We start from the raw sequence: 26,745 nt of genomic DNA, 5'->3' as shown, positions 1-26,745 counted from the left end.
TCGCCATGTTTACCTTTATCAAAAAAGTCATCAAAACCGGGGCGCCGACGTCGTCGTATCCGCTGGAGCCGATTGCGGTCGATAAAAACTTCCGTGGCAAACCGGAACATAATCCGCAGCAGTGCATCGGCTGCGCGGCCTGTGTGAATGCGTGCCCGTCGAACGCGTTGACGGTGGAAACCGATCTGGTCACCAATGAGCTGGCGTGGCAGTTCAACCTTGGGCGCTGCATTTTCTGCGCCCGCTGCGAAGAAGTCTGCCCGACAGCGGCGATCAAGCTGTCGCAGGAGTATGAGCTGGCGGTGTGGAAGAAAGATGATTTCCTGCAGCAGTCCCGCTTTGCGCTGTGTAATTGCCGCGTATGTAACCGTCCTTTTGCGGTGCAAAAAGAGATTGATTACGCCATTGCGCTGCTCAAGCACAACGGTGACAGCCGCGCGGAAAACCACCGTGAAAGCTTTGAGACCTGCCCGGATTGTAAGCGCCAGAAATGTCTGGTGCCGTCTGACCGTATTGAACTGACTCGCCATATGAAAGAGGCCAGCTGATGAGCAATTTATTAGGCCCACGTGACGCCAACGGTATTCCGGTACCGATGACGGTGGATGAATCCATTGCCAGCATGAAAGCATCGCTGCTGAAAAGCATCAAGCGTTCAGCGTATGTTTACCGCGTGGACTGCGGCGGCTGCAACGGTTGCGAAATCGAAATCTTTGCTACGCTTTCTCCGCTGTTTGATGCCGAACGTTTTGGCATCAAAGTCGTCCCGTCACCGCGCCATGCGGATATTCTGCTGTTTACCGGCGCGGTAACCCGTGCCATGCGCTCTCCGGCGCTGCGTGCCTGGCAGTCTGCGCCAGATCCGAAAATTTGTATCTCTTACGGTGCTTGTGGGAACAGCGGCGGTATCTTCCACGATTTATACTGCGTATGGGGCGGCACGGACAAAATCGTACCGGTGGACGTGTATATTCCAGGTTGTCCGCCGACGCCTGCGGCAACGCTGTATGGTTTTGCCATGGCGTTGGGTCTGCTGGAGCAAAAAATTCACGCGCGTGCACCGGGTGAACTGGACGAACAGCCGGCGGAAATTCTGCATCCGGACATGGTTCAGCCGCTGCGCGTGAAGGTGGATCGTGAAGCTCGCCGCTTGGCGGGATACCGCTATGGTCGCCAGATTGCTGATGACTATATGACGCAGTTAGGGCAGGGTGAACATCAGGTGGCGCGCTGGCTGGAAGCGGAAAACGATCCGCGTCTGACCGAAATCGTCACGCATCTTAACCATGTAGTCGAAGAGGCGCGTATCCGATGAGTGAAACGGTGGTGTTCAGTCAACTGAGCCGTAAGTTTATTGATGAGAACGATGCGACGCCCGCTGAGGCTCAGCAGGTTGTCTATTACAGCCTGGCGATTGGTCACCACCTTGGGATCATCGATTGCCTGGAAGCGGCGTTAACTTGTCCATGGGACGAATATCTGGCATGGATTGCTACCCTTGCTGAGGGAAGCGAAGCCCGCCGGAAAATGGAAGGCGTGCCGAAATACGGCGAGATCGTTATCGATTTCAACCATGTACAAATGCTGGCGCGCGCGTTCGATGATGCGCGTGCCGTGCAGACCCCGCAGCAGCAGGAGTGGAGCAAGCTGATGCTTAGCATGCTGCACGACATACACCAGGAAAGCGCCATCTATCTGATGGTGAGGAGACACCGTGACTGACGTTTTATTATGTGTGGGTAACAGCATGATGGGCGATGACGGCGCGGGCCCGCTGCTGGCTGAAATGTGTGCTGCAAATCCTCAAGGCAACTGGGTTGTCATTGACGGCGGTAGCGCGCCGGAGAACGATATTGTCGCCATCCGTGAATTGCGCCCGCAGCGTCTGTTGATTGTGGATGCCACCGACATGGGGTTAAACCCTGGTGAAATCCGCATTATCGACCCGGATGATATTGCCGAAATGTTCATGATGACCACCCACAACATGCCGCTGAACTATCTGGTAGATCAGCTGAAAGACGATGTTGGTGAGGTAATTTTCCTCGGCATTCAACCGGACATCGTCGGTTTTTACTACCCGATGACACAGCCGATCAAAGATGCGGTTGATACCGTCTATCAGCGATTAGCCGGTTGGGAAGGACACGGTGGATTCTCCGAGCTGGAAGCACCAGAAGAGTAAACCGTATCAGTGCCGGATGTGAACGACATCCGGCCTGTTTTCCCAGTGTATCCTCGTCATTCAATTGCCTGCTCAATAATTAATTTCCCCTGCATCACTGATACATTCACTGCCGTCCCGGTAGGGAATCCCGCTTGTTCCAGCCAGTCGCCGTTCAGCGTGAGTGAGGCGTGACGACTGATTCGTCGCGTATAACCCGTTTTTGGATCTTCATGGCGTTTTCTGACATAGCTGACTTTCAAGCGACGTACCGGTTTGGTGATTGCCACCGCTGTTTTGCCCTTTTTATCAAACATGCACGCTTCCTTGTGGTGAACGGCCTGGATTAAAAACTACTGAATAAAATGCCAGTAAAAAAGGGGGAGGGCAAACCTGAAACTGGAAGGACGATTCCAAATCTGGAATGTAATAAATGAAATGAAAATAAGCACTTCTGCCGGAAGGCTGTAACCCCCTCCGGCAGATTCGTCATGCCAGATCGGCACCGTTACTGGCGATGACTTTTTTGTACCACCAGAATGATTTCTTACGGGTGCGCGCCAGCGTGCCGTTGCCCGCGTCATCGCGGTCCACATAGACAAAACCGTAGCGTTTGCTCATCTCACCGGTTGAGGCTGAAACCAGATCGATACAGCCCCAGGTGGTGTAACCCATCAGCGGCACGCCATCTTCAATCGCGTCTGCCATGGCGCGAATATGTTCGCGTAAATAGCTGATGCGATAGTCGTCATTGATCTCACCGTTAGCATCGATTTCATCTTTCGCTCCCAGCCCGTTTTCCACCAGAAACAGCGGTTTCTGGTAGCGGTCATACATCATATTCATGGTGATGCGCAGGCCGAGCGGATCGATTCCCCAGCCCCATTCACTGGCGGCAATGTACGGATTACGCAGCGACTTCACCACGTTGGCAGCGCTGGTATTGCCCGTGTTCATTTCAGCGGAGGCGCAGCGCGATGCGTAATAGCTGAAAGAGACGAAATCGACGGTGTTTTTCAGGATGTCGTCGTCTTCCGGGGCTTTTTCGATTACCACGCCTTTTTCGCGAAACACGCGGGCAGAGTAAGCCGGATAGGCCCCGCGCGCCTGCACATCAATGAAGAACAGGTTTTCACGGTCTTTTTCCAGTGCGGTCCACACATCTTCCGGCTTACACGAGTAAGGATAAAAATTACCGCCAGCCAGCATACAACCGACCTGGTTTTGCGGATTAATTTCATGGGCTATTTTAGTCGCCAGGGCGCTGGCTATCAGTTCGTGGTGAGCGGACTGATATTTTACCTGATCCTGATTTTCACCTTCTTCAAATACCAGCCCGGCGCCTGAAAAGGGGCTGTGCAGCATGATGTTGATTTCGTTGAAGGTCAGCCAGTACTTCACCAGACCGTCAAAGGCCTCGAAGCAGGTACGGGCGTAGCGGGTAAAGAACTCCACCATTTTGCGGTTACGCCAGGAGCCGTACTCGGTGACCAGATGCATAGGCACATCGAAGTGACACAGCGTGACTAATGGCTCAATACCGTATTTTTTACACTCGGCAAACACGGCCCGATAAAACGCGATTCCGTCTTCATTCGGCGTCAGCTCGTCGCCGTTAGGGTAGAGGCGGCTCCAGGCAATGGAAGTACGAAAAACCGTAAACCCCATTTCCGCCATTAGCGCGATATCTTCTTTATAGCGATGATAAAAGTCGATCGCCTGATGGCTGGGATAAAATTCGTCATCCCGCAGCGTAAAGCGCTTTTCCTGACCCAGTTTGACGGGCATGCGGTGTGTGCCGTGGGGGAGCATATCGACGGTAGTCAGCCCTTTGCCGCCTTCCCGGTATGCCCCTTCAGACTGGTTGGCGGCCAGTGCGCCGCCCCATAAAAATCCTTGCGGAAAAACAGACATAATTAACCTCAGTTCGTACCAGTCAAATGCTGGCTCCATTGATATTGCCCGGTTGTGCGGCCTGGTTTTTTCTGGCCTGCGCGGCTGCATCTTCGACAGGAATATCTTCAAAGCCGAGAATCAGCGTTAGTACAAAAGAAAGCACTACCGCCAGCGCCATCACGCCAAATACCCAAACGATGGTCATCGGATTGGCCGGATCGAAAAACTGGACGCTGGTGAACAGACCTGGAGCCGCCATGGAGTGGCTTGCAAGCCCGGCCATTCCAGCAACAGCACCGCAGATAAAACCGCTGATAAGGCTCGCAATCAGCGGACGTTTCAGGCGGATTGCCACACCATACAGCGCGGGTTCGGAAATGCCCGCCATGATGGCTGAGGCGGCGGCCGCCAACGCCGTCTGGCGCAGCTCCGGGTTTTTGGTTTTCCATGCCACTGCCAGCGATGAACCACCTAACGACAAGTTGGCACCGATTTCCGACGGCATTACCATGCCTTCTTTTCCGGTTTCGGCAATGGTCTGAATAATGGTTGGCGTAAAGACACGGTGCATACCGGTCATTACCAGCAGCGGCCACAGCGCGCCCATAATGGCCACTGACAGCCAGCCGAGATAGCCGTGGATGGTATAGACCAGCGCTGAAATCGCGCTACCGATCCAGATACCGATCGGGCCAATGATGACGATGGCGAGCGGGGCGGCGATCAGCACGATCAGCATCGGTTTGAGGAAGTTTTTGGTCACCGCCGGAGTTATACGATCGACCCAACGTTCGATGTATGACAAGCACCAGGTCATGACCAGCGCCGGGATCACCGTGTAGGTGTATTTCACCGCCGTCACTGGGATCAGGGCAAACTCAACGTGCTCACCCTGCGCGGCCTTCGCCATCAGGTCGATAAAGCTGGGATGCACCAGTACGCCCGCGATGGCGATAGCCAGCGACATGTTGGTTTTGAATTTGATAGCGGCCGACGCGGCGACCATCAGCGGCAGGAAGAAGAATGCACCGTCGCCAATGACGGTCAGAATGGTGAGCGTGGACGATCCTTTCACCAGCACGCCGGTCATTTCCAGAACCATCGCCAGCAGCTTGAGCATTGATCCGCCGATAATCGCCGGGATCAACGGCGACATTGTGCCGATCAGCGCATCAAGGATCCCCGCGCCAATCCGCTTCAGCGTCAGTCGGGGTTTGATTTGCAGCTCAGCAGGCTGCATGTTGGCAGGCAACAGGCTGACCACTTCACGATATGCCTGCGAAACGGTGTTGCCGATAATCACCTGACACTGGTTTTCGTTGCGCACCACGCCCAGCACGCCAGTGAGGGTTTTCAGCGTCGCGCTGTCGACCTGCGAGTCATCTTTGATAACGAAACGCAAACGGGTCATACAGTGGGTCACTGCTGTGATGTTGTCGACGCCTCCCAGAGCCGTCACAACGGAGCGCGCCAGCGCTGCATAATTCTTGGACATCGGATTTAATCCTGTTTTATCAGTAGAGTACGTTATTTTTTATCCGTTTACGTGGGTCGCTTTTCTGGGTTGATGAAACGCAGATAGGAAACCGGTTCCACAAAATCATGTTTAAATTACATTGACTAATCAAGATTTAATTTTGATCAATTTTTGTAATTGTGACTCCGATCACCAGATGTCAGCGTCTGCGATTTAGCAGCAAGGACAGCGGCAAAACGGTGCAGTACACTGCGTCACATTGAGAGAAAAGGGATGAGTAATATGACCACGATGCTGGAGGTGGCGAAGCGTGCCGGAGTGTCGAAAGCGACGGTTTCCCGGGTGCTTTCCGGAAACGGCTATGTCAGTCAGGAAACCAAAGACCGCGTGTTTCAGGCCATTGAAGAGAGTGGTTACCGCCCAAATTTGCTGGCGCGCAGTCTCGCGGCGAAAACCACGCAGACACTGGGTCTGGTGGTAACAAACACCCTTTATCACGGCGTCTATTTCAGCGAACTGCTGTTTCATACCGCGCGGATGGCGGAAGATAAAGGGCGCCAGCTGTTACTGGCTGACGGTAAGCATAGCGCTGAGGAAGAGCGCCAGGCGATCCAGTACCTGCTCGACCTGCGCTGTGACGCGATTATGATATATCCGCGTTTTCTCAGCGTGGATGAGATAGATGACATCATCGATGCCCACAGCCAGCCGATTATGGTGCTTAATCGACGCCTGCGGAAAAACAGTAGCCACAGCGTATGGTGCGATCAAAAGCAGACCAGCTTTAACGCCGTTACTCAGCTCATTGCCACCGGGCATAAAGAGATTGGTTTTATTACCGGCTCGATGGATTCGCCAACCGGCGTGGAGCGACTTTCAGGCTATAAAGACGCGCTGGCACATCATGGGATCGCGCTAAATAATGATCTGATTGTTAAAGGGAAATGGACGCCAGCCTGCGGCGCAGCGGGTGTGGATACTTTGCTTTCGCGCAAGGTCAATTTTACCGCATTGGTGGCCAGCAATGACGATATGGCGATCGGCGCGATGAAGCAGTTGCACGAGCATGGTGTGAGCGTTCCCGCACAGGTGTCGGTGATTGGCTTTGATGATATCGCCCTCGCGCCATACACTATTCCGGCGCTTTCCAGCGTTAAAATTCCGGTAACAGAAATGATTCAGGAAACGATTGGGCGCCTGATCTTTATGTTAGGTGACGGGGCGTTTACGCCGTCAAAGACCTTCACCGGTGAACTCATTGCGCGCGACTCAGTTGCGCCGCCCGTTTCGCGCTGACAGCTGTCATTTGTCATCGTCACTAGTGACGATGACACGCCCTTCTTGCGTTCTTCAGAATAAAATCCCTTTAAAAACAGCAAATTAAATTCTGGCACGATTTGTGTATGCTTCGGCAGATATTCTGTCATTGCTGGAGAAATTGATGAACCGTTTCATCATTGCAGACGCCAATAAATGCATTGGTTGCCGTACCTGTGAAGTGGCCTGCGTGGTATCCCATCAGGATAACCAGGACTGCGCATCGCTGACCCCTGAAACCTTTTTACCCCGCATTCACGTCATCAAAGGCGTTAATGTCTCCACTGCGACGCTGTGCCGCCAGTGCGAAGACGCGCCGTGCGCTAACGTCTGTCCGAACGGTGCGATCAGCCGTGATAAAGGTTTTGTTCATGTAATGCAGGAACGTTGCATTGGCTGTAAAACCTGCGTTGTGGCTTGTCCTTACGGCGCAATGGAAGTGGTCGTGCGTCCGGTCGTGCGTAACAGCGGCGCAGGTCTGAACGTCCGTGCAGAAAAAGCTGAAGCCAATAAGTGCGACCTGTGCCACCATCGTGAGGCCGGTCCTGCCTGTATGGAAGTGTGCCCGACTCACGCGCTGATATATGTGGATCGCAATAAGCTTGAGCAACTGAGCGCGGAAAAACGTCGTCGCGCCGCGCTGGATTCCACCGCATCTTTGCTGTTCTGATATCTGAAAATCCGCGTAAAATACGGTAGTACTTATGCCGGATGGCGGCTTTGCCTTATCCGGCCTACTGTTCGCATCCACGTAGGCCTGATAAGCGTAGCGCCATCAGGCAAACCGGGATAGATGACTGCGGGAACGACTTAATGACAATAAACAACCACTCCGGCGTACAGCTGCGTATTCGCGGCAAAGTACAGGGCGTCGGATTTCGCCCCTACGTCTGGCAACTGGCGCAGCGCTTACAACTGCATGGCGATGTGTGTAACGACGGTGACGGTGTGGTTGTGCGCTTACAGGAAGATCCGGCGGAATTTATTGCGCAGTTGCATCAACACTGCCCACCGCTGGCGCGCATTGACAGCGTTGAGAGCGAACCATTCGCCTGGACGCAGCAGCCTGCCGATTTCTCGATTCGTCAAAGTGCTGGCGGTACGATGAATACGCAAATCGTTCCGGACGCCGCGACCTGTCCCGAATGCCTTGTAGAAATGAACACCCCCGGCGAACGTCGTTACCGCTACCCCTTTATCAACTGCACCCACTGTGGTCCGCGTTTTACGATTATCCGCGCGATGCCCTACGATCGTCCGTTTACCGTAATGGCGTCATTCCCACTCTGCGCGCAATGTGACAAAGAGTATCGCGATCCGTACGACCGTCGATTCCACGCCCAGCCAGTGGCTTGTCCGGCATGCGGCCCTCATCTGGAGTGGTTCTGTGCGGGTGAGCGAGCGGAGAAAGAAGTGGCGCTGCAGGCGGCGGTATCGCGGCTGAAAGCAGGCGGTATTGTGGCGGTTAAAGGCATTGGTGGGTTTCATCTGGTGTGCGATGCGCGAAATGATAACGCCGTAGCGCTACTCAGGGTGCGCAAACACCGTCCGACGAAACCTCTGGCAGTGATGCTGCCCTCTGATGAGGGATTGCCTGAACCCGCTCGTCGTTTGCTGACTACCCCTGCTGCGCCGATCGTGCTGGTGCAGAAACGCTATGTCGCGGCATTGAGCGAGGGTATTGCGCCAGGGTTAACGGAGGTTGGCGTCATGCTGCCAGCGAATCCGTTACAGCATTTACTCTTACAAGAGATGAATTGTCCGCTGGTGATGACCTCTGGCAACCTCAGCGGCAGGCCTCCGGCCATTACTAACGCCCAGGCGCTGGAAGATTTACATGACATTGCCGACGGTTTCCTGCTGCATAATCGCGAAATTGTGCAGCGGATGGATGACTCCGTGGTGCGTGACAGTGGGGAAATGCTGCGTCGTTCCCGAGGTTATGTGCCGGATGCGGTCGCACTACCACCAGGATTTCGCGACGTGCCGCCGATGCTGTGCTTAGGCGCGGATCTGAAAAATACTTTCTGTCTGGTCCGTGGTGAACAGGCGGTTATCAGCCAGCATTTGGGCGATCTCAGCGATGACGGCATTCAGCAACAGTGGCGTGATGCGCTACGCCTGATCCAGAACATTTATGACTTTACGCCGCAGCGTATCGTGCATGATGCACACCCTGGCTATGTTTCCAGCCAATGGGCCAGTGAAATGGAGCTGCCAACTGAAACGGTGCTGCATCACCATGCGCATGCCGCTGCGTGTCTTGCGGAGCACGGCTGGCCGCTCAATGGCGATGATGTGATTGCTCTGACGCTAGACGGTATCGGTATGGGGGAAAACGGCGCGCTGTGGGGTGGGGAGTGTTTGCGAGTTAACTATCGTGAATGCGAACACCTTGGCGGCTTACCGGCGGTAGCGCTGGCGGGCGGCGATCTGGCGGCAAAACAGCCGTGGCGTAATCTGCTCGCGCAGTGCCTGCGTTTTGTTCCTGACTGGCAGCGTTATCCGGAAACATCGGTGCTGCAACATCAAAACTGGAACGTGCTGGCGCGCGCTATTGAACGGGGAATTAACGCTCCGCTGGCGTCATCGTGCGGACGACTGTTTGATGCCGTTGCCGCCGCGTTGCAATGTGCACCGGAATCATTGAGTTATGAAGGTGAAGCGGCCTGTGCGCTTGAGGCGATGGCATCGCAATGTGATGGCGTTGAGCACCCAGTCACGGTGCCGCTTGATGACAATCAGCTGGACTTAGCGGTTTTTTGGCAGCAATGGCTGAACTGGCAGGCCAAACCAGCAGAAAGGGCATGGGCGTTTCACGACGCGCTGGCGCGTGGGTTTGCCACTCTGATGCGAATGCAGGCCGAAGCGCGCGGGATTAAGACGTTAGTATTTAGCGGTGGCGTAATGCATAACCGCTTATTGTCGGCCCGTCTGGCGTTTTATCTGCGTGATTTTACCTTACTGTTCCCGCAGCGTTTACCGGCGGGCGACGGCGGGTTGTCATTGGGGCAGGGCGTGATTGCCGCGGCGCGAGCGTTGGCGCAAAAATAAAAAAAGCCCCGGGACTGGCGGGGCAAGAAAAACATGTCGGGGCATACCGACAAGTGGCAACGCACATCCATGTGCGTGAGGTTAATAAATCAGTAGCAGCGTTGCCGGGCAAAGTCGCAGGCCGGATAAGACGCGAAGCGGCACCATCCGGCATCCCAGACTTACACAGGCAACGTTTTCAGCAGCGCAAAGGCCTCTTTCATGCGGTCTTCACTGACGACAAACGCACACAGCTGGCCTTCGTCGTTCATCCCTCTGGCGACCATCCCCTGCGCTTCGGCGGCGATGTGCCAGTTTAGATCCCGGCGCTGGGTTTCCCCGGCCAAATGCAGAGGCAGTTCTGGCGTTTTGACTTTTACCAGCATGGCTGGCAGTTTCAATGGCGCATTGCCGCCGAGCAGGTTTTTCGCCAGATACATGGCGCTCAGCTGAATCGGCTGCAGGAACGGGAGCACCTGACCGTTAATCTCCGCACAGTCGCCGAGAGCATAAATGTCCGGGTGGCTGGTTTGCAGGTAGCTATCGACGCAGACGCCACGATTGATGTTCAATCCGGCACGACGCGCCAGTGCGGTCTCCGGGCGTAAGCCGGTGGCGGCGATCACCGCATCGACTTCTACGCTGCGGCTACGATCGAGCGTGGCACAAATACCTGACGCCGTTTTCTCCAGCCCCTGAAGCTGTGATTTCAACAGCAGGTGTACGCTCATATCGGTCAGACGATGCTGTAAGCGACTGCTGACTTCCGGCGGCATCAGCGAAGCCAGAATGCTGGCGGCGTTGTCGATAAGCGTTACCGCTTTACCGGCACGACAGAAATCCATCGCCAGTTCACTGCCAATCAAGCCGCCGCCGACAATCAGTACCCGCTGGGCATCACGCAGCTGTGTTTCACAAGCGCGATACTCTTGTTGGCTGTTCAATGTGAGCATTAACTCACGTCCGGTAACCGGCGGTACAAAGGCTGACGCGCCCGTCGCCAGCACCAGTTTGTCGTACTGCCACTGCTGATCCTGGCTTTTCACTACGTGGGCATCAGCATCGATGTCGGTTACCCAGGTGTGCGGGAACAGGCGCAAATTAAACTGTTCGGCAAACTCCCCCGCCGACTGGCGGGTGAGGTCGTCTGCACGCTGTGACTGACTGATAACATGGCTGAGGTCGGGCTTGTTGTACTCATCCATGCTGTCCGCAGCAATCAGGGTCAGCGGGACATTTGCATCCTGCTTACGGATATTTTTGACTAACTGGCGGGCGGCGAAGCCCGAACCAATAATGACAATTCCGCGGCTCATTTTGCCTCCGTTGCCAGGACGTCGAAGACGTCTTTACCTAATGAACATTCTGGACACAGGAAGTTATCCGGCACGTCGCTCCACGGTGTTCCCGGCGCGACATCCTGCAGCGGTTCACCTTTTGCCGGATCGTAAATCCACTGGCACACGCTGCACTGCATGCTAGGGCCAAGATCGGCGGCAGCCGCAGCGGCGCAAGCGCATTCTTCTTCTTTGGATGCGGCTTTCACGGTTGTTTCCGGCAGTGGCGCAAGCGCCCACTGACGTGCGATTTCACGGCCGTGCTGGCGGCATAGTTCCAGTGCATCCAGGTCCGGACGCCATTTCGCCTTCAGGCTCAGCGACATTTCGAAACCAGCATCCTGCAAACGCGTAGACAAACGGTCTACTGCGCCGCCGCTCCAGCCGTGTGAGCCAAAGGCGCTGGCGCGTTTGTTACGAAAACGCAGGCCGGTCATCTCTTCCACCAAACCGGCGATTTTTGGCATCATCACGTTGTTCATCGTCGAAGTACCGACCAGCACGCCTTTAGAGCGGAAGACGTTAGTCAGAACTTCGTTCTTATCGCTACGGGCGACGTTAAAGATTTTCACTGCCACGTTCGGGTCAACTTCATTGATGCCCTGGGCTATGGCGTCCGCCATCATGCGGGTGTTGTTGGACATGGTGTCGTAGAAAATGGTGATGCGGTCTTCCTGATAATCCGCCGCCCATTTCAGATACATTTCCACGATTTGCGTCGGGTTGTCGCGCCATACCACGCCGTGGGAAGTAGCAATCATATCGACAGGCAGGTTGAAGCCGAGGATCTCAGTAATTTTCGGTGTAACCAGACGGCTGAACGGCGTCAGGATGTTGGCGTAGTAACGTTGGCACTGTTCGAACAGTTCGGTCTGGTCAACTTCGTCGTTAAACAGACGTTCGTCGCAGTAGTGCTGGCCGAAGGCGTCGTTACTGAACAGCACCGCGTCGCCGGTCATGTAGGTCATCATGCTGTCAGGCCAGTGCAGCATTGGCGTTTCAACGAAGATCAGCTGTTTGCCGTTACCAATGTCCAGTGAATCACCGGTTTTCACCACGTTGAAATTCCACTCCGGGTGATGGTGATGCCCGTTGATGGAGTCAATGGCGTTGGCTGTGCAGTAAATCGGCGTGTCCGGGATGCAGGACATCAGCTCAGTCAGCGCCCCTGCATGGTCTTCTTCCGCGTGGTTAATGATGATGTAGTCGATATCCGCGAGGTCAATTTCACTGCGCAGGTTCTGTACGAATTCACGGCTAAACTTGTGGTCTACTGTATCGATCAGGACATTTTTTTCTTCACGGATGAGATAGCTGTTGTAGCTGCTGCCGCGCAGCGTTTTGTATTCAGTCCCGTGGAAATCACGAACTTCCCAGTCACGTTGGCCAACCCAATGAATGTTATTTTTAACCAGAATAGACATAGCAACCTCAGTAATTAATTCAGCGTTTTTCTAAAAAAGATGTTTTGCTTATTGCAGGTTGCGTGCCAACTTTTTATCTTTTTGATTTTAATGCTTTTATTGTTTCCTGCTTATTAAGTGGTAGTCAAAATGACTATTTATTTTATTGTCAATATGACAATATGAATTGTCAAAATGACAATGAGGTAGTCATGAGCTTTTCCGTAGACGTGCTGGCGGGCATCGCCATTGAATTACAAAGCGGTATTGGACATCAGGACCGTTTTCAACGTCTGATAACCACTTTGCGTCAGGTGCTGGAGTGCGACGCGTCGGCACTGCTGCGCTACGAGTCGCGACAGTTTATTCCGCTGGCGATCGATGGGCTGGCGCAAGATGTTCTCGGCAGACGCTTTACTCTGGAAGGGCATCCGCGTCTGGAGGCGATTGCCCGCGCCGGAGACGTGGTTCGTTTCCCTGCCGACAGCGATTTGCCAGACCCATATGATGGTCTGATTCCGGGGCAGGAGAGTCTGAAGGTGCATGCCTGTATTGGGCTGCCGTTGTTCGCCGGTCAAAATTTGATTGGTGCGTTAACTCTGGATGGCATGGAGCCCGATCAGTTCGATGTTTTCAGCGATGAGGAGCTTAGGCTGATTGCCGCGCTGGCGGCGGGTGCGCTGAGCAATGCGCTGCTGATTGAACAACTGGAAAGCCAGAATATGCTGCCAGGTTCGTCAACCAACTTTGAGCAGGTGACGGAAACCCAGATGATTGGCCTTTCGCCCAATATGATGCAGCTGAAAAAAGAAATTGAGATTGTGGCGGGGTCCGATCTCAACGTGCTGATAAGCGGCGAAACAGGGACCGGGAAGGAGCTGGTGGCTAAAGCTATCCATGAAGGTTCGCCGCGCGCGGTGAATCCTCTGGTGTATCTGAACTGCGCGGCGTTGCCGGAAACCGTAGCCGAAAGTGAGCTGTTTGGTCACGTAAAAGGCGCGTTTACCGGGGCTATCAGCAATCGTAGCGGTAAGTTTGAAATGGCCGACAATGGGACGCTGTTTCTCGACGAGATAGGTGAACTCTCGCTGGCGCTACAGGCTAAGCTGCTACGCGTATTGCAGTACGGCGATATTCAGCGCGTGGGTGACGATCGCAGCCTGCGCGTGGATGTGCGGGTGCTGGCGGCGACGAACCGTGATTTACGCGAAGAGGTGCTGGCCGGGAATTTCCGCGCAGATTTGTTCCACCGTCTGAGCGTCTTCCCCCTTTTTGTACCGCCTCTTCGTGAGCGCGGCGAAGATGTGGTGCTGCTGGCCGGCTATTTTTGCGAGCAATGCCGACTGCGGCTGGGTCTTTCCCGCGTGGTGCTAAGCCCCGGCGCGCGTAGCCATCTGCTGAATTACGGCTGGCCCGGAAACGTGCGCGAGCTGGAGCATGCCATTCACCGGGCGGTTGTTCTGGCCAGGGCTACCAGAGCAGGGGATGAAGTGGTGCTGGAGGCGCAGCATTTTGCCTTGCAGGACGAAGGTCCGGCTCCGCAGGCGGCGGAAGTTGTTGCGGAGATCCCGCAACATCACAATCTGCGTGAAGCAACAGAGTCGTTCCAGCGGGAGATGATCCGCCGGGCACTGGCGCAAAATAATCACAGTTGGGCGGCAAGTGCGCGGGCGCTGGAAACAGACGTCGCCAACCTGCACCGGCTGGCGAAACGTCTGGGTCTGAAGGATTAGATAATACCGGCCTGATAGAAATCCTGCAGGTTGATAGCACCGGTGAGTTTACCGTTTTCATCGACCACCGGTGCGGCAGTAATTTTACGCTTCATCAGGATCTCTTTGGCGTCAATCGCGCGGCTCTGCGCCTGCAGCGTAATGCCATTCTGAGTCATAGCTTCGCTAACCTGGGTGGTGAGCGCTCCGCCGCCAACCAGCCAGCGGCGCAGGTCACCGTCGGTAAAGACCCCTTTCACCAGTGACTGGTCGTCGCAGACCGCGACCAGGCCAAGACCCGTACGGCTGAGTTCCAGCATCGCGTCCATCACGCTGGTGGTGAGCTTCACCTGAGGTATGGCATCGTCACGGCGCATCAGATGATGCACTTTATTTAACAGACGAGCGCCCAGCGCACCTGCCGGATGTGAGCGGGCAAAATCTTCTTCGTTAAAGCCGCGCGCCTGCATTACGGCGATCGCCAGCGCGTCGCCCATCATCAACGTATTTACGGTGCTGGACGTCGGTGCCAGGCGCATCGGACAGGCTTCGCGCTCAACGGAAATATCCAGCACGGCTTTGGCTGCCAGACCCAACGGTGAGGTCGGTTTTCCGGTCATTGCCAGCAGTGCGACGGATTTGTCTTCCAGGCGTGGGATGATGAGATCCAGCTCTTTCGCACCGCCGGAGTAGGAGATAAACAGCATGACATCACGGCTTTCGATCATCCCTAAGTCGCCGTGCAGCGCTTCCGCCGGATGCACAAAAAAGGCGGGCGTGCCGGTACTGGCGAGGGTCGCCGCAATTTTTTTGCCAATATGACCTGATTTACCAATACCGGAGACAATGACTTTGCCTTCACAGTGGATAATCGTATTGGCGGCGCGGACAAAATCATCGCCCAGGCGTTCTGGCAGTCGGCTGGCTTCCTGTAGTTCCAGCATTAACGTCTGACGGCCCGCGTTCAGTAGTGCATCACTCATTGGTTTCTCCGGTTATGATCACTTCAATCCCTTTTGCTTCCAGCGCCTGACGAAACGCAGGGTCGATGCCCGCATCGGTAATCAGCTTGTCGACGCTTTCCAGACTGCATACAACATTAGGGCTTTTGCGCCCAAATTTTGACGAGTCAGCCATCAGAATCACTTCGCGAGCGGCATTGCACATCGCTTTACTGACGCTAAACACCTCATTAAAGGTGGTCACGCCGGCATTAAGGTCAATGCCGTCGGTGCCCATGAAGAGTTTATCAAAGCTGAACTGCTCAAAGGCGTTTTCTGCCAGCTGACCGTGAAATGACGCAGATTTTTTGCGAAAGGTCCCGCCGGGCATCAGGATAGTTTGCTCGTTGTCCAGCTCCGAAAGGGCGTTAACAATGTGCAGACTGTTGGTCATGACGGTGATGTTGCTAAAGCGCGTGAGCATCGGCACCATCTGCAGTACGGTGCTACCCGCATCCAGAATAATAGAGTCGCCATCGTGTATAAAACGGACGGCGGCTTCGGCAATCTGCTCTTTTTTATGCGTATTGATTAGCGTTTTGTGATCGATTGGCGGGTCGGATTCGTCTTTATTTAATACCACACCGCCATAGGTACGAATGACGGTTCCGGCATTTTCCAGAATGACCAGGTCTTTGCGAATGGTCGTGCCGGTCGTGTCAAAGTAGTGGGCCAGTTCTTCAACCGAGCATTTGCCCTGCTTTTGCAGATGCTCCAGTATGGCAGCCTGACGCTGACGAGGTTTCATAGGCGTGATTACCCTGACTTAATAAGTTGCAAAATGATAATTTCGCAAGCTATTAGCATTCACAACGAAATTACCCATGTTTCAGTTTAAGCGCCAATGATAGTGCATTCTGTGATAACGGATCATGGGGAAAGATCACATCAGGCTGTAAATCATCAAGATGTTTGCCTATTATCGTGGCAATTTTGCCTGGTCGGGCGAATACCGTAAGACCTTTCATAAATAACGTGTCGGTCACCCGTTGCTGCTCATCCAGCGCAATGGCTACCACCACGCGCGGTTTAAAACGCCCACCGGAGCGACCAACACCAACCCGACCTTGCTGGCAGAGTTGATCAAACGCCCGGTTAAAGCGGGATATTTGCCAGCCACCAAGCGCCAGTTGCAGGCACCAGGCGATTGCGGCGACGGTAATCAGTGCGGAAACCATTATGTACTCCTTTGATTTTGCCGGATAAGCGCAGCCGCCATCCGGCAATTCAACATTAAAACATCACCTGACCGCCGGTCACGTTGATGGACTGCCCGGTGCAGTAAGAGGCTTTTGGACTGGCGTAAAACAGCAGCATGTTCAGTACGTCCTGATAATCGCAGCCGCGTTTAAGCGGAACCTTATCAATGTAGTACTGCTCCACCTCATCTGGCTTAAGGCCCAGCTTGGTCGCATATTGCGGTAATAACGACTGAAACATTGGTGATTTCAGCAGGTTGCCGAGCATCAGCGAATGTACGGTGATCCCATACTCCGCCAGATCCAGCGCCAGCGACTGAGTTAAGCCCACGCCACCAAATTTTGCCGCGCTGTAGCCTGAATTGTGTTTGCTGCCCACTTTCCCTGATTTTGAGTTGATCTGGATAATGCGTCCCTGCACGCCATCGCGGATCATCAGGCGTGAAAATTCACGAGCACAGAGGAAGTAGCCGACCAGATTGACCTGTAGCGAGCGGTCGAAATCCCCAAGCTGAAAGTCGCTGATAAACGCGGCTTTAGCGATACCCGCACTGTAAACCAGCAGATCGACACGACCGAATATTTCATCCACTCCGCGCGACAGCGCCAGCACGCTCTGTTCGCTGGTGGCATCTGCGCCAAAACCGTACGCGGTACCTTCGCCAAACTCGGCGTTAATTTCTTGCGCGACGTTGGCAGCTTTATCGCTTTGAATATCCACCACCGCGACGCGGTATCCTTCTGTCGCAAGCCCACGGCAAAGGAATGCCCCCAGGGTCTGGCCTCCACCAATGACAACGGCAACCTGATTCATTTTTATCTCCTTCAATCTTAAGCAACAAACTTCAAAATACAGCCCGGGGTGATACCGTCCGGGACGGGGCCCGCAACGTGTACAGTGCCGGGGAATTCCGCTTCGCTCTGCCCGTCAAAGCGCAGGGTGATATGCCCGAGTTCACGTAAGTTTTGTTCCGCCACGCTGCCAACGGCGGTGACCGGGTAGTGGTGCTGGCCCAGTTCAAACTGGATCCCTGCTTGTAAAGAGCCGTTCAGGTCCCCGTGGCAATGGATGAAACAAAACTCTTCGATATCCGCTGGCGCGCCTTCACGAAAGGTAATCAGCATCTGGTCGCACAGTGCATCCGGGGCGCTCTGGCCGATACGGGTGATGGTGGTTTGATAAATGACGGTCATTTTTGAGTGCCCCTTATTGGTAAATAAAGCCAGAAACAAACCAGGCGATGAGAACGGTAGGCGCGCCGGTCAGAAAACGGCTCACCAGTACGGATGGCACGCCGACGCGGACAGTGTCCTGACGCGCTTCGGCCAGCGACAATCCGACCGGAATAAAGTCACATGCAGCCTGGGCGTTAATGGCGAACAGGGCAGGTAGCGCCAGATGCGGAGGAATGTTCCCCAGACCAATCTGTACACCGATCAGCACGCCGATAACCTGGGCGATAACCGCACCGGGGCCGAGGAAAGGCGACAGCAGCGGGAAAGAGCAGATCAGCGCCAGAGTAACCAGTCCCAACGGATGGCTGGCCAGCGGCGCGAGTCCATGGGCAATCCAGTCTCCCAGACCCGAAGCCATAATGATGCCGATCAGTGCCGAGACGAACGCCATAAATGGCAGAATAGTTTTCAGGACGGTATCGATGGTGTCACGTCCGGACTGGAACAGAACCGCAACGGCTGAACCCATGCCCATTCCCACTTTTGCCAACAGGCCGTCGCTTTGTTCGGTAATCTTTTTACTGGTGTCGTAATCGCGACCGATAGTGCTGCTTGCAGGTTGAGGTGCAGCGGATGCCTCGCCGACTATCGTGATGTTTTCTTCTTTCACGCCAGAGACATAGATATCTTCGACAATGTACTGAGCCAGCGGGCCGGATTTACCCGTAGCGTGAATATTCACCGTCGGTATACGGCGTTTGGGATAGATCCCACAGCGCAGCGTGCCGCCGCAGTCGATGATCGCCACACCAATTTCGTTCTCCGGCGGCTCACCTTCTTTGAAGCCATCAACTGCCTGCCAACCGGTCAGGCTTGCTATCCTGTCGACTATTGCGGGGCGAGTTCCGGCGGTGATATAGACAATTTTCTTGCCCGGAATGGCATCCAGTTCAAGGGGGCCACCCCAGCCGCCGGTGCCTTTTTCAATACGAATACGTGTCATGATGTTGCTCCCGCCAGATGCACCTTCTGCTCAAGTTGAATGCCCATTTTTTTCTCAAAGATAGTGGTGGTGAAATCGGTCACCCAGCCGCGGAAGAAGTTAGTCACCAAACCGACCAGCAGGTAGCTCACCGCCAGTGGGCCAAGTGGAAGCCCAAGCGTGGTCAGGCCGCTGGCGATCCCCAAATAGACAAACAGTTCGCCGGGGTTGATGTGCGGGAATAAGCCGTTCATGGAATGGCAACTGTAAGAGGCGGCGGCGTAGTAGCTGGGCTTGTATTTTTCTGGCATAAAGCGACCCAGACTCAGCGTCATCGGGTTACAAAATACAAATGTGCCGATGCACGGCAGCAGCAAATAGCGGGACAGTGGATTCCCGGCGCAGCGCTGAGCAAAACGTTCAATACGCTGCTGGCCGATAAAGTTAATCAGCGCATTCATGATGACCAGCAGGCTAATCAGCAGGGGAAGAATACCGGTCACCATACCGGTAAACACTTCTCCGCCTTTCTGGAACAGCCCGATAAACCACTCAGCACCGAGTGTGATGGTGTCGATCATTATTCTCTCCTGTAGGGATTTTAGTTATCTTGCCAAACGGTGGCTAATTTTAATCAGATCGAAAGATATAAAAGTGTTATTTTGATCTCAAAATGAAAGATAAATATTTTAATTTGAAAGTTATTGCGTGAAGGCTCGCAAATGTGAAGGTCAGAGATGAAAGGGGATGTAAATTCTGTGAAGGAGAGCGACTACCGCTTCCTTGTATGGCGGAGGATGCTTTACCATACTTCTCCCAGGCTGAATTTGTTTAATGGATGTCTCATGTTCAAGCGTCGTTATGTAGCGTTACTCCCCCTTTTCGTACTGCTCGCTGCCTGTAGCAGCAAACCTAAACCTTCAGAGACTCAAACGACTACGGGTGCGCCATCCGGCGGCTTCCTGCTTGAGCCACAGCACAACGTCATGCAAACGGGCGGTGATTTTGCCAATAATCCGAACGCGCAGCAGTTCATCGAAAAAATGGTGAACAAGCACGGCTTTGACCGCCAGCAGCTGCAGGAGATCTTGTCGCAGGCCAAGCGTCTGGACTCGGTATTGCGTTTGATGGACCGCCAGGCACCGACGACTCAACCGCCAGCCGGTCCTAACGGCGCATGGCTGCGCTACCGCAAACAGTTCATCACGCCTGACAACGTGCAAAATGGCGTAGCCTTCTGGAATCAATATGAAGATGCGCTGAACCGTGCGTGGCAGGTCTATGGTGTTCCGCCGGAAATTATCGTTGGCATTATCGGCGTTGAAACGCGTTGGGGCCGCGTGATGGGTAAAACGCGGATTCTGGATGCGCTGGCGACGCTGTCGTTTAACTATCCTCGTCGTGCGGAATACTTCTCTGGTGAACTGGAAACCTTCCTGCTGATGGCGCGAGATGAAAGCGACGATCCGCTCGATTTGAAAGGTTCTTTCGCCGGCGCGATGGGCTACGGCCAGTTTATGCCGTCTTCCTATAAGCAATATGCCGTTGATTTTAATGGTGATGGCCACATTAACCTGTGGGATCCGGTTGATGCCATCGGTAGCGTGGCGAATTACTTCAAGGGCCACGGCTGGGTGAAAGGCGATACGGTCGCGGTGCCGGCAAATGGTCAGGCACCTGGGCTGGCGAACGGCTTTAAAACCCAGTACAGCATTTCTCAGCTTGCTGCGGCGGGTCTGACGCCACAGCAGTCGTTGGGTAATCATCAGCAGGCCAGCCTGCTGCGCCTGGATATTGGTACCGGCTATCAGTACTGGTATGGATTGCCGAACTTCTACACCATCACCCGCTACAACCACAGTACCCACTACGCGATGGCCGTGTGGCAGTTGGGTCAGGCGGTCGCGCTGGCGCGCGTGCAGTAATCGCTCCACCGGCCTACAGGAAGAAATCTCTTGTAGGCCGGATAAGATGCCCTGACATCGTCATCCGGCAGGTCTTATTTATGCAACGGAGCAATTTTTGGAATCCCCCTCGTAAAACGTTCTCTCCATCCCCACATTGGTTATGAAAGTGCTATCTTGTCCGGCATATTTTTTAACTGACAGAGGCTGAAATGACCGACAGTGAACTGATGCAGTTAAGTGAGCAGGTTGGCCTGGCGCTGAAAGCGCGTGGGGCGACCGTTACGACGGCGGAGTCCTGCACCGGCGGCTGGGTGGCCAAAGCGATTACGGATATTGCCGGAAGCTCCGCCTGGTTTGAACGCGGGTTTGTGACCTACAGCAACGAAGCCAAAGCGCAGATGATTGGCGTGCGCGAAGAGACGCTGGCCCAGCATGGGGCGGTGAGCGAGCCTGTGGTAGTGGAGATGGCGATTGGCGCGCTAAAAGCTGCCCGCGCGCATTTCGCGGTCTCGATCAGCGGTATTGCCGGGCCGGATGGCGGCAGTGAAGAAAAGCCCGTGGGTACCGTATGGTTCGCCTTTGCCAGCGCGAGCGGCGAGGGGATTACGCGTCGGGAATGCTTCAGCGGCGATCGCGACGCGGTACGTCGACAGGCGACCGTCTACGCGTTACAAACCCTGTGGCAACAATTTCTACAAAATACTTGATACTGTATGAGCATACAGTATAATTGCCTCAACAGAACATTATCTATCACGTTTCGCGGTTTAACCCGAAAGCGGCATGACAGGAGTAATTAATGGCTATCGACGAAAACAAACAGAAAGCGTTGGCTGCAGCGCTGGGTCAGATCGAAAAGCAATTCGGTAAAGGCTCCATCATGCGCCTGGGTGAAGACCGTTCCATGGATGTGGAAACTATCTCCACCGGTTCGCTTTCTCTGGATATCGCATTGGGCGCGGGCGGTTTGCCAATGGGCCGTATCGTCGAAATCTACGGGCCTGAATCCTCCGGTAAAACAACGCTGACCCTGCAGGTTATTGCCGCTGCGCAGCGTGAAGGTAAAACCTGTGCATTTATCGATGCGGAACACGCGCTGGATCCGGTCTATGCCCGTAAGCTTGGCGTTGATATCGACAACCTGCTGTGTTCTCAGCCGGATACCGGTGAACAAGCGCTGGAAATCTGTGATGCGCTGGCGCGCTCCGGTGCGGTTGACGTTATCGTTGTCGACTCCGTTGCCGCATTGACGCCGAAGGCAGAAATCGAAGGCGAGATTGGCGATTCTCACATGGGCCTTGCGGCGCGTATGATGAGCCAGGCAATGCGTAAGCTGGCCGGTAACCTGAAGCAGTCCAACACGCTGCTGATTTTCATCAACCAGATCCGTATGAAGATTGGCGTTATGTTTGGTAACCCGGAAACCACTACCGGTGGTAACGCCCTGAAATTCTATGCGTCTGTTCGTCTGGACATCCGTCGTATTGGCGCGGTGAAAGAAGGCGACAACGTGGTCGGCAGCGAAACCCGTGTTAAGGTTGTGAAAAACAAAATTGCAGCGCCGTTCAAACAGGCTGAATTCCAGATCCTTTACGGTGAAGGCATCAACTTCTACGGCGAACTGGTTGACCTGGGCGTGAAAGAGAAGCTGATTGAAAAAGCCGGTGCATGGTACAGCTACAACGGTGAGAAAATCGGTCAGGGTAAGGCGAATGCGACCAACTGGCTAAAAGAAAACCCGGCAACTGCGAAAGAAATTGAGAAGAAATTGCGTGAGTTACTGCTCAATAACCAGGATTCAACGCCTGATTTCTCCGTTGATGACAGCGGCGAAGACGTAAAAGAAACGAACGAAGATTTCTGATAATCTGTTTTGAATCGCATGTTGTGAATCACATATAGTAAAGGGCTGCATATCATGCAGCCCTTTTTCATTTCTGAAGGCTTACTATGACAGAAGCAACTTCCCGCCGTTCCGCTTATTCCCGACTGCTTGACCGCGCCGTACGCATTCTGGCGATGCGCGACCACAGCGAGCAGGAACTGCGGCGCAAGCTGGCCGCTCCGGTGATGGGGAAAAATGGACCAGAAGAAATTGATGCCACGCCGGAGGATTACGACAAGGTCATCGCCTGGTGTATTGAAAGTCGTTATCTGGATGATGATCGTTTCGTGCAGCAGTTTATCGCCAGCCGTAGCCGCAAAGGTTATGGACCAGCCCGAGTGCGCCAGGAATTAAACCAAAAAGGGATCGCACGTGAAGCTATCGAGCGGGCCATGCGTGAGTGCGAAATTGACTGGGCAGTGCTTGCACGCGAGCAGGCCATTCGGAAGTACGGTGAACCTTTACCTGTCGATTTTTCAGATAAAGTAAAGGTCCAGCGTTTTTTGCTCTATCGCGGCTATCTGATGGAAGATATTCAGGCAATATGGCGAAATTTTGACGATTGACCGCATACGGGATTTTACTTCCCAGTAAAGAAAACTTATCTTATTCCCACTTTTCGATTGCCAGAGGCGCAGTTTGCGTGCCGATGCTGGTAATGACATTTCGTTAGCTTGATTTCTTCAGGATAATTATGAGCAAGAGCACCGCTGAGATCCGTCAGGCGTTTCTCGATTTTTTCCATAGTAAAGGACACCAGGTAGTTGCCAGCAGCTCCCTGGTACCGAACAATGACCCTACTTTGTTGTTTACCAACGCCGGGATGAACCAGTTCAAGGATGTTTTCCTTGGCCTCGACAAGCGTAATTATTCCCGCGCAACCACCTCGCAGCGTTGTGTACGTGCGGGCGGTAAGCACAATGACCTGGAAAACGTCGGTTACACTGCACGTCACCACACTTTCTTCGAAATGCTGGGCAACTTCAGCTTCGGCGATTACTTCAAACACGACGCTATTCAATATGCATGGGAACTGCTGACCGGTGAAAACTGGTTTGCCCTGCCAAAAGAGCGTCTGTGGGTAACCGTCTATGAAACTGACGATGAAGCCTATGAAATCTGGGAAAAAGAAGTCGGTATTCCGCGCGAACGTATCATCCGTATCGGTGATAACAAAGGTGCGGCTTATGCTTCAGACAACTTCTGGCAGATGGGTGATACCGGTCCTTGCGGTCCATGTACCGAAATTTTCTACGACCACGGCGACCATATCTGGGGTGGACCTCCGGGAAGCGCAGAAGAAGATGGGGATCGCTACATTGAGATCTGGAACATCGTCTTCATGCAGTTCAACCGTCAGGCTGACGGCACCATGGAACCGCTGCCGAAACCGTCCGTGGATACCGGTATGGGTCTGGAGCGTATTGCGGCCGTGCTGCAACACGTTAACTCCAACTATGAAATCGACCTGTTCCGCTCATTGATCGAATCCGTGGCGAAAGTCACTGGCGCAACCGATCTGAGCAACAAGTCTCTGCGCGTTATCGCTGACCATATCCGTTCCTGTGCATTCCTGATTGCCGATGGCGTTGTCCCGTCGAATGAAAACCGTGGCTATGTGCTGCGCCGTATCATTCGTCGCGCGGTACGTCATGGCAACATGCTGGGCGCGAAGGATACCTTCTTCTACAAGCTGGTTGGTCCGTTGGTGGACGTCATGGGCTCTGCAGGTGAAGAACTGAAGCGTCAGCAGGTTATGGTTGAACAGGTTCTGAAAACCGAAGAAGAGCAGTTTGCGCGTACTCTGGAGCGTGGTCTGGCGCTGCTGGACGAAGAACTGGCAAAACTGTCTGGCGATACGCTGGATGGCGAAACCGCATTCCGTCTGTATGACACCTACGGTTTCCCGGTTGACCTGACGGCAGACGTTTGCCGCGAGCGTAACATTAAGGTTGATGAAGCGGGCTTTGAAGCTGCAATGGAAGAACAGCGCCGTCGTGCGCGTGAAGCCAGCGGTTTTGGCGCAGACTACAATGCGATGATTCGCGTTGATGGCGCCTCTGAATTTAAAGGCTACGAGCACCTGGAACTGAACGGCAAAGTGACCGCGCTGTTTGTTGATGGTAAAGCGGTAGACGCAATTAACGCAGGTCAGGATGCCGTTGTCGTACTGGATCAGACGCCGTTCTATGCGGAATCTGGTGGTCAGGTTGGCGACAAGGGTGAGCTGAAAGGCGCAGGCTTCGCGTTTGCCGTTAGCGACACGCAGAAATATGGCCAGGCCATTGGTCACATTGGCAAGCTGTCTGCGGGTTCTCTGAAAATTGGTGATGCGGTACAGGCTGATGTGGATGAAGCCCGTCGTGCGCGTATTCGTTTGAACCACTCCGCAACGCACCTGATGCACGCAGCGCTGCGCCAGGTTCTGGGCACACATGTGGCACAGAAAGGTTCGTTGGTTAACGATAAACTGCTGCGCTTCGACTTCTCTCATACCGAAGCAATGAAGCCTGCTGAAATCCGTGCCGTTGAAGATCTGGTGAACGCGCAAATCCGTCGCAACTTGCCGATTGAAACGAACATCATGGATCTCGAAGCGGCAAAAGCCAAAGGCGCAATGGCACTGTTTGGCGAGAAATATGACGACCATGTGCGCGTTCTGAGCATGGGTGATTTCTCTACCGAGTTGTGTGGCGGTACTCACGCCAGCCGTACGGGTGATATCGGTCTGTTCCGCATTGTGTCCGAGTCAGGTACTGCGGCAGGCGTTCGTCGTATTGAAGCCGTAACCGGTGAAGGTGCTATCCAAACCGTGCATGCTGAGAGCGATCGCTTAAGCGATATTGCGCAGCTGCTGAAAGGCGATAGCCAGAATATCGGTGACAAAGTTCGTTCCGTGCTGGAGCGTACACGTCAACTGGAAAAAGAATTGCAGCAATTGAAGGAACAGGCTGCGGCGCAGGAGAGTGCAAATCTTTCCAGCAAAGCGGTTGATATCAACGGCGTGAAGTTGCTGGTCAGCGAACTCGCGGACGTTGAGCCGAAAATGTTGCGTACCATGGTTGATGATCTGAAAAATCAACTGGGGTCTACCGTTATCGTTCTGGCAACGGTAGTGGAAGGTAAGGTTTCTCTGATTGCGGGTGTGTCTAAGGACGTGACAGATCGCGTGAAAGCAGGGGAACTGGTTGGAATGGTCGCTCAGCAGGTCGGCGGCAAGGGTGGCGGTCGTCCGGACATGGCGCAAGCCGGTGGTACGGATGCAGCGGCTCTGCCTGCAGCGTTAGCCAGTGTGAAAGGCTGGGTCAGCGCAAAACTGTAATAATTATAAGCGTAAGTCGACGCTGCGGACTTCAATCCGCAGCGTTTGAATCAACGCTATCGACAACGATAAAGTCAGGTTGAAGTTGTGTATATCGGCTAAACTTAGGTTTAACAGAATGTGATGCCGTGACTGCTTACACTTAGGTGTTTGTCATCGCTTACTTTTTGGCGTTATATGATGGATAATGCCGGGATACAGAGAGACCCGACTCTTTTAATCTTTCAAGGAGCAAAGAATGCTGATTCTGACTCGTCGAGTTGGTGAGACCCTCATGATAGGCGATGAGGTCACCGTGACAGTTTTAGGGGTGAAGGGCAACCAGGTGCGCATTGGCGTAAACGCCCCGAAAGAAGTTTCTGTCCATCGTGAAGAGATCTACCAGCGTATCCAGGCTGAAAAATCCCAGCAGTCCAGTTACTAAGGTTTTCGCGTCTCACCTTTCTGGTGAGGCGCAACCTGATTGAGTTACTCTTTTTCTTCTCTTTTCTTCTTTGTCTTCCCCATTTTTTCGATTCCACTGCGCGTAATGCCTTTTCCTGCGAAGTTTCCGTTTGTTCACTCCTTCAGGAAATTGCCAATTTATCTGTTGATAAAACACTCTTTTTGCCGTTTTTACAGACTAATTGCGCGTGAAATGTGCAAACGATAAAAGCTCTGGAAAAATTGTTTGACTTATAAGTCCCAGAAAGTAATATGTGCGCCACGCAGCGACGATGAGCAGAAACAAGTTCTTCGAAGCACTCGCAAGAGGCGTGTTGGTGAGGTGGCCGAGAGGCTGAAGGCGCTCCCCTGCTAAGGGAGTATGCGGTCAAAAGCTGCATCCGGGGTTCGAATCCCCGCCTCACCGCCATTTGCATCCGTAGCTCAGCTGGATAGAGTACTCGGCTACGAACCGAGCGGTCGGAGGTTCGAATCCTCCCGGATGCACCAT

26 protein-coding genes and 2 tRNA genes are annotated in these 26,745 nt (G+C 53.9%); 16 read left to right on the top strand and 12 right to left on the bottom strand.

What is annotated here, in order from left to right:
* Positions 1 to 5: 5 nt before the first annotated feature.
* The 4 genes from hycF to hycI are packed head-to-tail and all read left to right on the top strand — an operon-like array spanning position 6 to position 2,185.
* Positions 6 to 548: a formate hydrogenlyase subunit HycF gene (gene hycF, locus OGX97_RS18865; protein WP_125363113.1), complete on the top strand. Its 543-nt coding sequence runs from the start codon at positions 6 to 8 to the stop codon at positions 546 to 548.
* Positions 548 to 1,315 carry a formate hydrogenlyase subunit HycG gene (gene hycG / locus OGX97_RS18860; RefSeq protein WP_003037388.1) on the top strand — a complete coding sequence of 256 codons (768 nt, stop codon included), beginning with the start codon at positions 548 to 550 and terminating at the stop codon, positions 1,313 to 1,315. The genes hycF and hycG overlap by 1 nt, the downstream gene beginning before the upstream one ends.
* Positions 1,312 to 1,722, top strand: a complete 411-nt coding sequence (locus tag OGX97_RS18855; protein ID WP_003037385.1) for a formate hydrogenlyase maturation HycH family protein — start codon at positions 1,312 to 1,314, stop codon at positions 1,720 to 1,722. The genes hycG and OGX97_RS18855 overlap by 4 nt, the downstream gene beginning before the upstream one ends.
* Positions 1,715 to 2,185: a hydrogenase maturation peptidase HycI gene (gene hycI / locus OGX97_RS18850; protein WP_003037382.1), complete on the top strand. Its 471-nt coding sequence runs from the start codon at positions 1,715 to 1,717 to the stop codon at positions 2,183 to 2,185. The genes OGX97_RS18855 and hycI overlap by 8 nt, the downstream gene beginning before the upstream one ends.
* Positions 2,186 to 2,241: 56 nt before the next feature.
* Here hycI and OGX97_RS18845 read toward each other — a convergent pair whose 3' ends face one another.
* From OGX97_RS18845 to ascF, 3 genes are all read right to left on the bottom strand, one after another.
* Entirely contained in the window at positions 2,242 to 2,481 is a 240-nt protein-coding gene (locus OGX97_RS18845; protein WP_008785630.1) for a SymE family type I addiction module toxin, read from the bottom strand.
* A 172-nt stretch (positions 2,482 to 2,653) separates the two neighbouring features.
* Complete coding sequence (locus OGX97_RS18840) at positions 2,654 to 4,078, bottom strand: 6-phospho-beta-glucosidase (protein WP_186413062.1); 1,425 nt, start codon at positions 4,076 to 4,078, stop codon at positions 2,654 to 2,656.
* A gap of 22 nt (positions 4,079 to 4,100) precedes the next feature.
* Positions 4,101 to 5,555 (bottom strand): PTS cellobiose/arbutin/salicin transporter subunit IIBC, encoded by a 1,455-nt coding sequence (ascF, locus tag OGX97_RS18835; protein WP_235126908.1) that lies wholly within the window; start codon positions 5,553 to 5,555, stop codon positions 4,101 to 4,103.
* Between the two features lie 264 nt (positions 5,556 to 5,819).
* Between ascF and OGX97_RS18830 the strand changes: the two genes are divergently transcribed.
* From OGX97_RS18830 to hypF, 3 genes are all read left to right on the top strand, one after another.
* A complete protein-coding gene (locus OGX97_RS18830; RefSeq protein ID WP_048215688.1) occupies positions 5,820 to 6,833 on the top strand; it encodes a LacI family DNA-binding transcriptional regulator in 1,014 nt (337 codons plus the stop codon).
* 145 nt (positions 6,834 to 6,978) lie between these two features.
* Positions 6,979 to 7,524, top strand: coding sequence for an electron transport protein HydN (hydN, locus tag OGX97_RS18825; RefSeq protein WP_003037366.1), 546 nt, complete (start codon positions 6,979 to 6,981; stop codon positions 7,522 to 7,524).
* Positions 7,525 to 7,667: 143 nt separating this feature from the next.
* Entirely contained in the window at positions 7,668 to 9,908 is a 2,241-nt protein-coding gene (gene hypF, locus OGX97_RS18820) for a carbamoyltransferase HypF (protein WP_235126909.1), read from the top strand.
* Between the two features lie 161 nt (positions 9,909 to 10,069).
* On the opposite strand, the gene norW is transcribed toward hypF, so the two are convergent.
* Together norW and norV are read right to left on the bottom strand one after the other, a co-directional pair.
* Positions 10,070 to 11,203, bottom strand: coding sequence for an NADH:flavorubredoxin reductase NorW (gene norW, locus OGX97_RS18815; protein WP_235126910.1), 1,134 nt, complete (start codon positions 11,201 to 11,203; stop codon positions 10,070 to 10,072).
* On the bottom strand, positions 11,200 to 12,648 hold the full coding sequence (gene norV / locus OGX97_RS18810; RefSeq protein ID WP_008785624.1) for an anaerobic nitric oxide reductase flavorubredoxin: 1,449 nt from the start codon (positions 12,646 to 12,648) through the stop codon (positions 11,200 to 11,202). Before norV ends, norW begins: the two co-directional genes overlap by 4 nt.
* Positions 12,649 to 12,839: 191 nt before the next feature.
* Between norV and norR the strand changes: the two genes are divergently transcribed.
* The gene (norR, locus tag OGX97_RS18805) at positions 12,840 to 14,360 is read left to right on the top strand and encodes a nitric oxide reductase transcriptional regulator NorR (protein WP_182315723.1); all 1,521 of its coding nucleotides are present in this window, start codon (positions 12,840 to 12,842) and stop codon (positions 14,358 to 14,360) included.
* Here the strand turns inward: norR and gutQ are convergent.
* The 7 genes from gutQ to srlA all read right to left on the bottom strand — a co-directional run bounded on the left by gutQ (position 14,357) and on the right by srlA (position 19,278).
* Positions 14,357 to 15,322, bottom strand: a complete 966-nt coding sequence (gene gutQ / locus OGX97_RS18800) for an arabinose-5-phosphate isomerase GutQ (protein ID WP_003825938.1) — start codon at positions 15,320 to 15,322, stop codon at positions 14,357 to 14,359. The two genes, norR and gutQ, sit on opposite strands and share 4 nt — an antisense overlap.
* The gene (gene srlR, locus OGX97_RS18795) at positions 15,315 to 16,088 is read right to left on the bottom strand and encodes a glucitol operon DNA-binding transcriptional repressor SrlR (RefSeq protein WP_003037350.1); all 774 of its coding nucleotides are present in this window, start codon (positions 16,086 to 16,088) and stop codon (positions 15,315 to 15,317) included. The genes gutQ and srlR overlap by 8 nt, the downstream gene beginning before the upstream one ends.
* A gap of 70 nt (positions 16,089 to 16,158) precedes the next feature.
* Positions 16,159 to 16,518, bottom strand: a complete 360-nt coding sequence (gene gutM / locus OGX97_RS18790; RefSeq protein WP_235126913.1) for a transcriptional regulator GutM — start codon at positions 16,516 to 16,518, stop codon at positions 16,159 to 16,161.
* A gap of 55 nt (positions 16,519 to 16,573) precedes the next feature.
* Positions 16,574 to 17,353, bottom strand: coding sequence for a sorbitol-6-phosphate dehydrogenase (gene srlD / locus OGX97_RS18785; protein ID WP_003037345.1), 780 nt, complete (start codon positions 17,351 to 17,353; stop codon positions 16,574 to 16,576).
* 17 nt (positions 17,354 to 17,370) lie between these two features.
* Positions 17,371 to 17,733, bottom strand: a complete 363-nt coding sequence (gene srlB / locus OGX97_RS18780) for a PTS glucitol/sorbitol transporter subunit IIA (RefSeq protein WP_008785621.1) — start codon at positions 17,731 to 17,733, stop codon at positions 17,371 to 17,373.
* Between the two features lie 13 nt (positions 17,734 to 17,746).
* Positions 17,747 to 18,718 carry a PTS glucitol/sorbitol transporter subunit IIB gene (srlE, locus tag OGX97_RS18775; RefSeq protein ID WP_008785620.1) on the bottom strand — a complete coding sequence of 324 codons (972 nt, stop codon included), beginning with the start codon at positions 18,716 to 18,718 and terminating at the stop codon, positions 17,747 to 17,749.
* Complete coding sequence (srlA, locus tag OGX97_RS18770; RefSeq protein ID WP_003037339.1) at positions 18,715 to 19,278, bottom strand: PTS glucitol/sorbitol transporter subunit IIC; 564 nt, start codon at positions 19,276 to 19,278, stop codon at positions 18,715 to 18,717. Before srlA ends, srlE begins: the two co-directional genes overlap by 4 nt.
* A gap of 264 nt (positions 19,279 to 19,542) precedes the next feature.
* On the opposite strand from srlA, the gene mltB reads away from it, so the two are divergent.
* The 8 genes from mltB (at position 19,543) to OGX97_RS18730 (ending at position 26,744) form a co-directional block, all read left to right on the top strand.
* Positions 19,543 to 20,622, top strand: coding sequence for a lytic murein transglycosylase B (gene mltB, locus OGX97_RS18765; protein ID WP_003037336.1), 1,080 nt, complete (start codon positions 19,543 to 19,545; stop codon positions 20,620 to 20,622).
* 191 nt (positions 20,623 to 20,813) lie between these two features.
* The gene (gene pncC / locus OGX97_RS18760) at positions 20,814 to 21,311 is read left to right on the top strand and encodes a nicotinamide-nucleotide amidase (RefSeq protein ID WP_048225249.1); all 498 of its coding nucleotides are present in this window, start codon (positions 20,814 to 20,816) and stop codon (positions 21,309 to 21,311) included.
* Between the two features lie 92 nt (positions 21,312 to 21,403).
* Entirely contained in the window at positions 21,404 to 22,468 is a 1,065-nt protein-coding gene (gene recA, locus OGX97_RS18755; RefSeq protein WP_003037330.1) for a recombinase RecA, read from the top strand.
* 86 nt (positions 22,469 to 22,554) lie between these two features.
* Positions 22,555 to 23,055 (top strand): recombination regulator RecX, encoded by a 501-nt coding sequence (recX, locus tag OGX97_RS18750; protein ID WP_048225248.1) that lies wholly within the window; start codon positions 22,555 to 22,557, stop codon positions 23,053 to 23,055.
* A gap of 128 nt (positions 23,056 to 23,183) precedes the next feature.
* Positions 23,184 to 25,811 carry an alanine--tRNA ligase gene (gene alaS / locus OGX97_RS18745; protein WP_234103170.1) on the top strand — a complete coding sequence of 876 codons (2,628 nt, stop codon included), beginning with the start codon at positions 23,184 to 23,186 and terminating at the stop codon, positions 25,809 to 25,811.
* A 238-nt stretch (positions 25,812 to 26,049) separates the two neighbouring features.
* Positions 26,050 to 26,235 carry a carbon storage regulator CsrA gene (gene csrA / locus OGX97_RS18740; protein WP_000906486.1) on the top strand — a complete coding sequence of 62 codons (186 nt, stop codon included), beginning with the start codon at positions 26,050 to 26,052 and terminating at the stop codon, positions 26,233 to 26,235.
* 336 nt (positions 26,236 to 26,571) lie between these two features.
* Positions 26,572 to 26,664: transfer RNA gene (locus OGX97_RS18735), tRNA-Ser, on the top strand.
* Between the two features lie 3 nt (positions 26,665 to 26,667).
* Positions 26,668 to 26,744, top strand: a tRNA-Arg gene (locus tag OGX97_RS18730).
* Position 26,745: the final 1 nt, after the last annotated feature.

Origin of the sequence: Citrobacter sp. Cpo061, from assembly GCF_030332845.1 — a bacterium.
GTDB classification, from domain to species: domain Bacteria; phylum Pseudomonadota; class Gammaproteobacteria; order Enterobacterales; family Enterobacteriaceae; genus Citrobacter; species Citrobacter portucalensis.
Note: the sequence above shows the minus strand (reverse complement) of the source record. Positions and strands in the feature narration are given on the sequence as shown.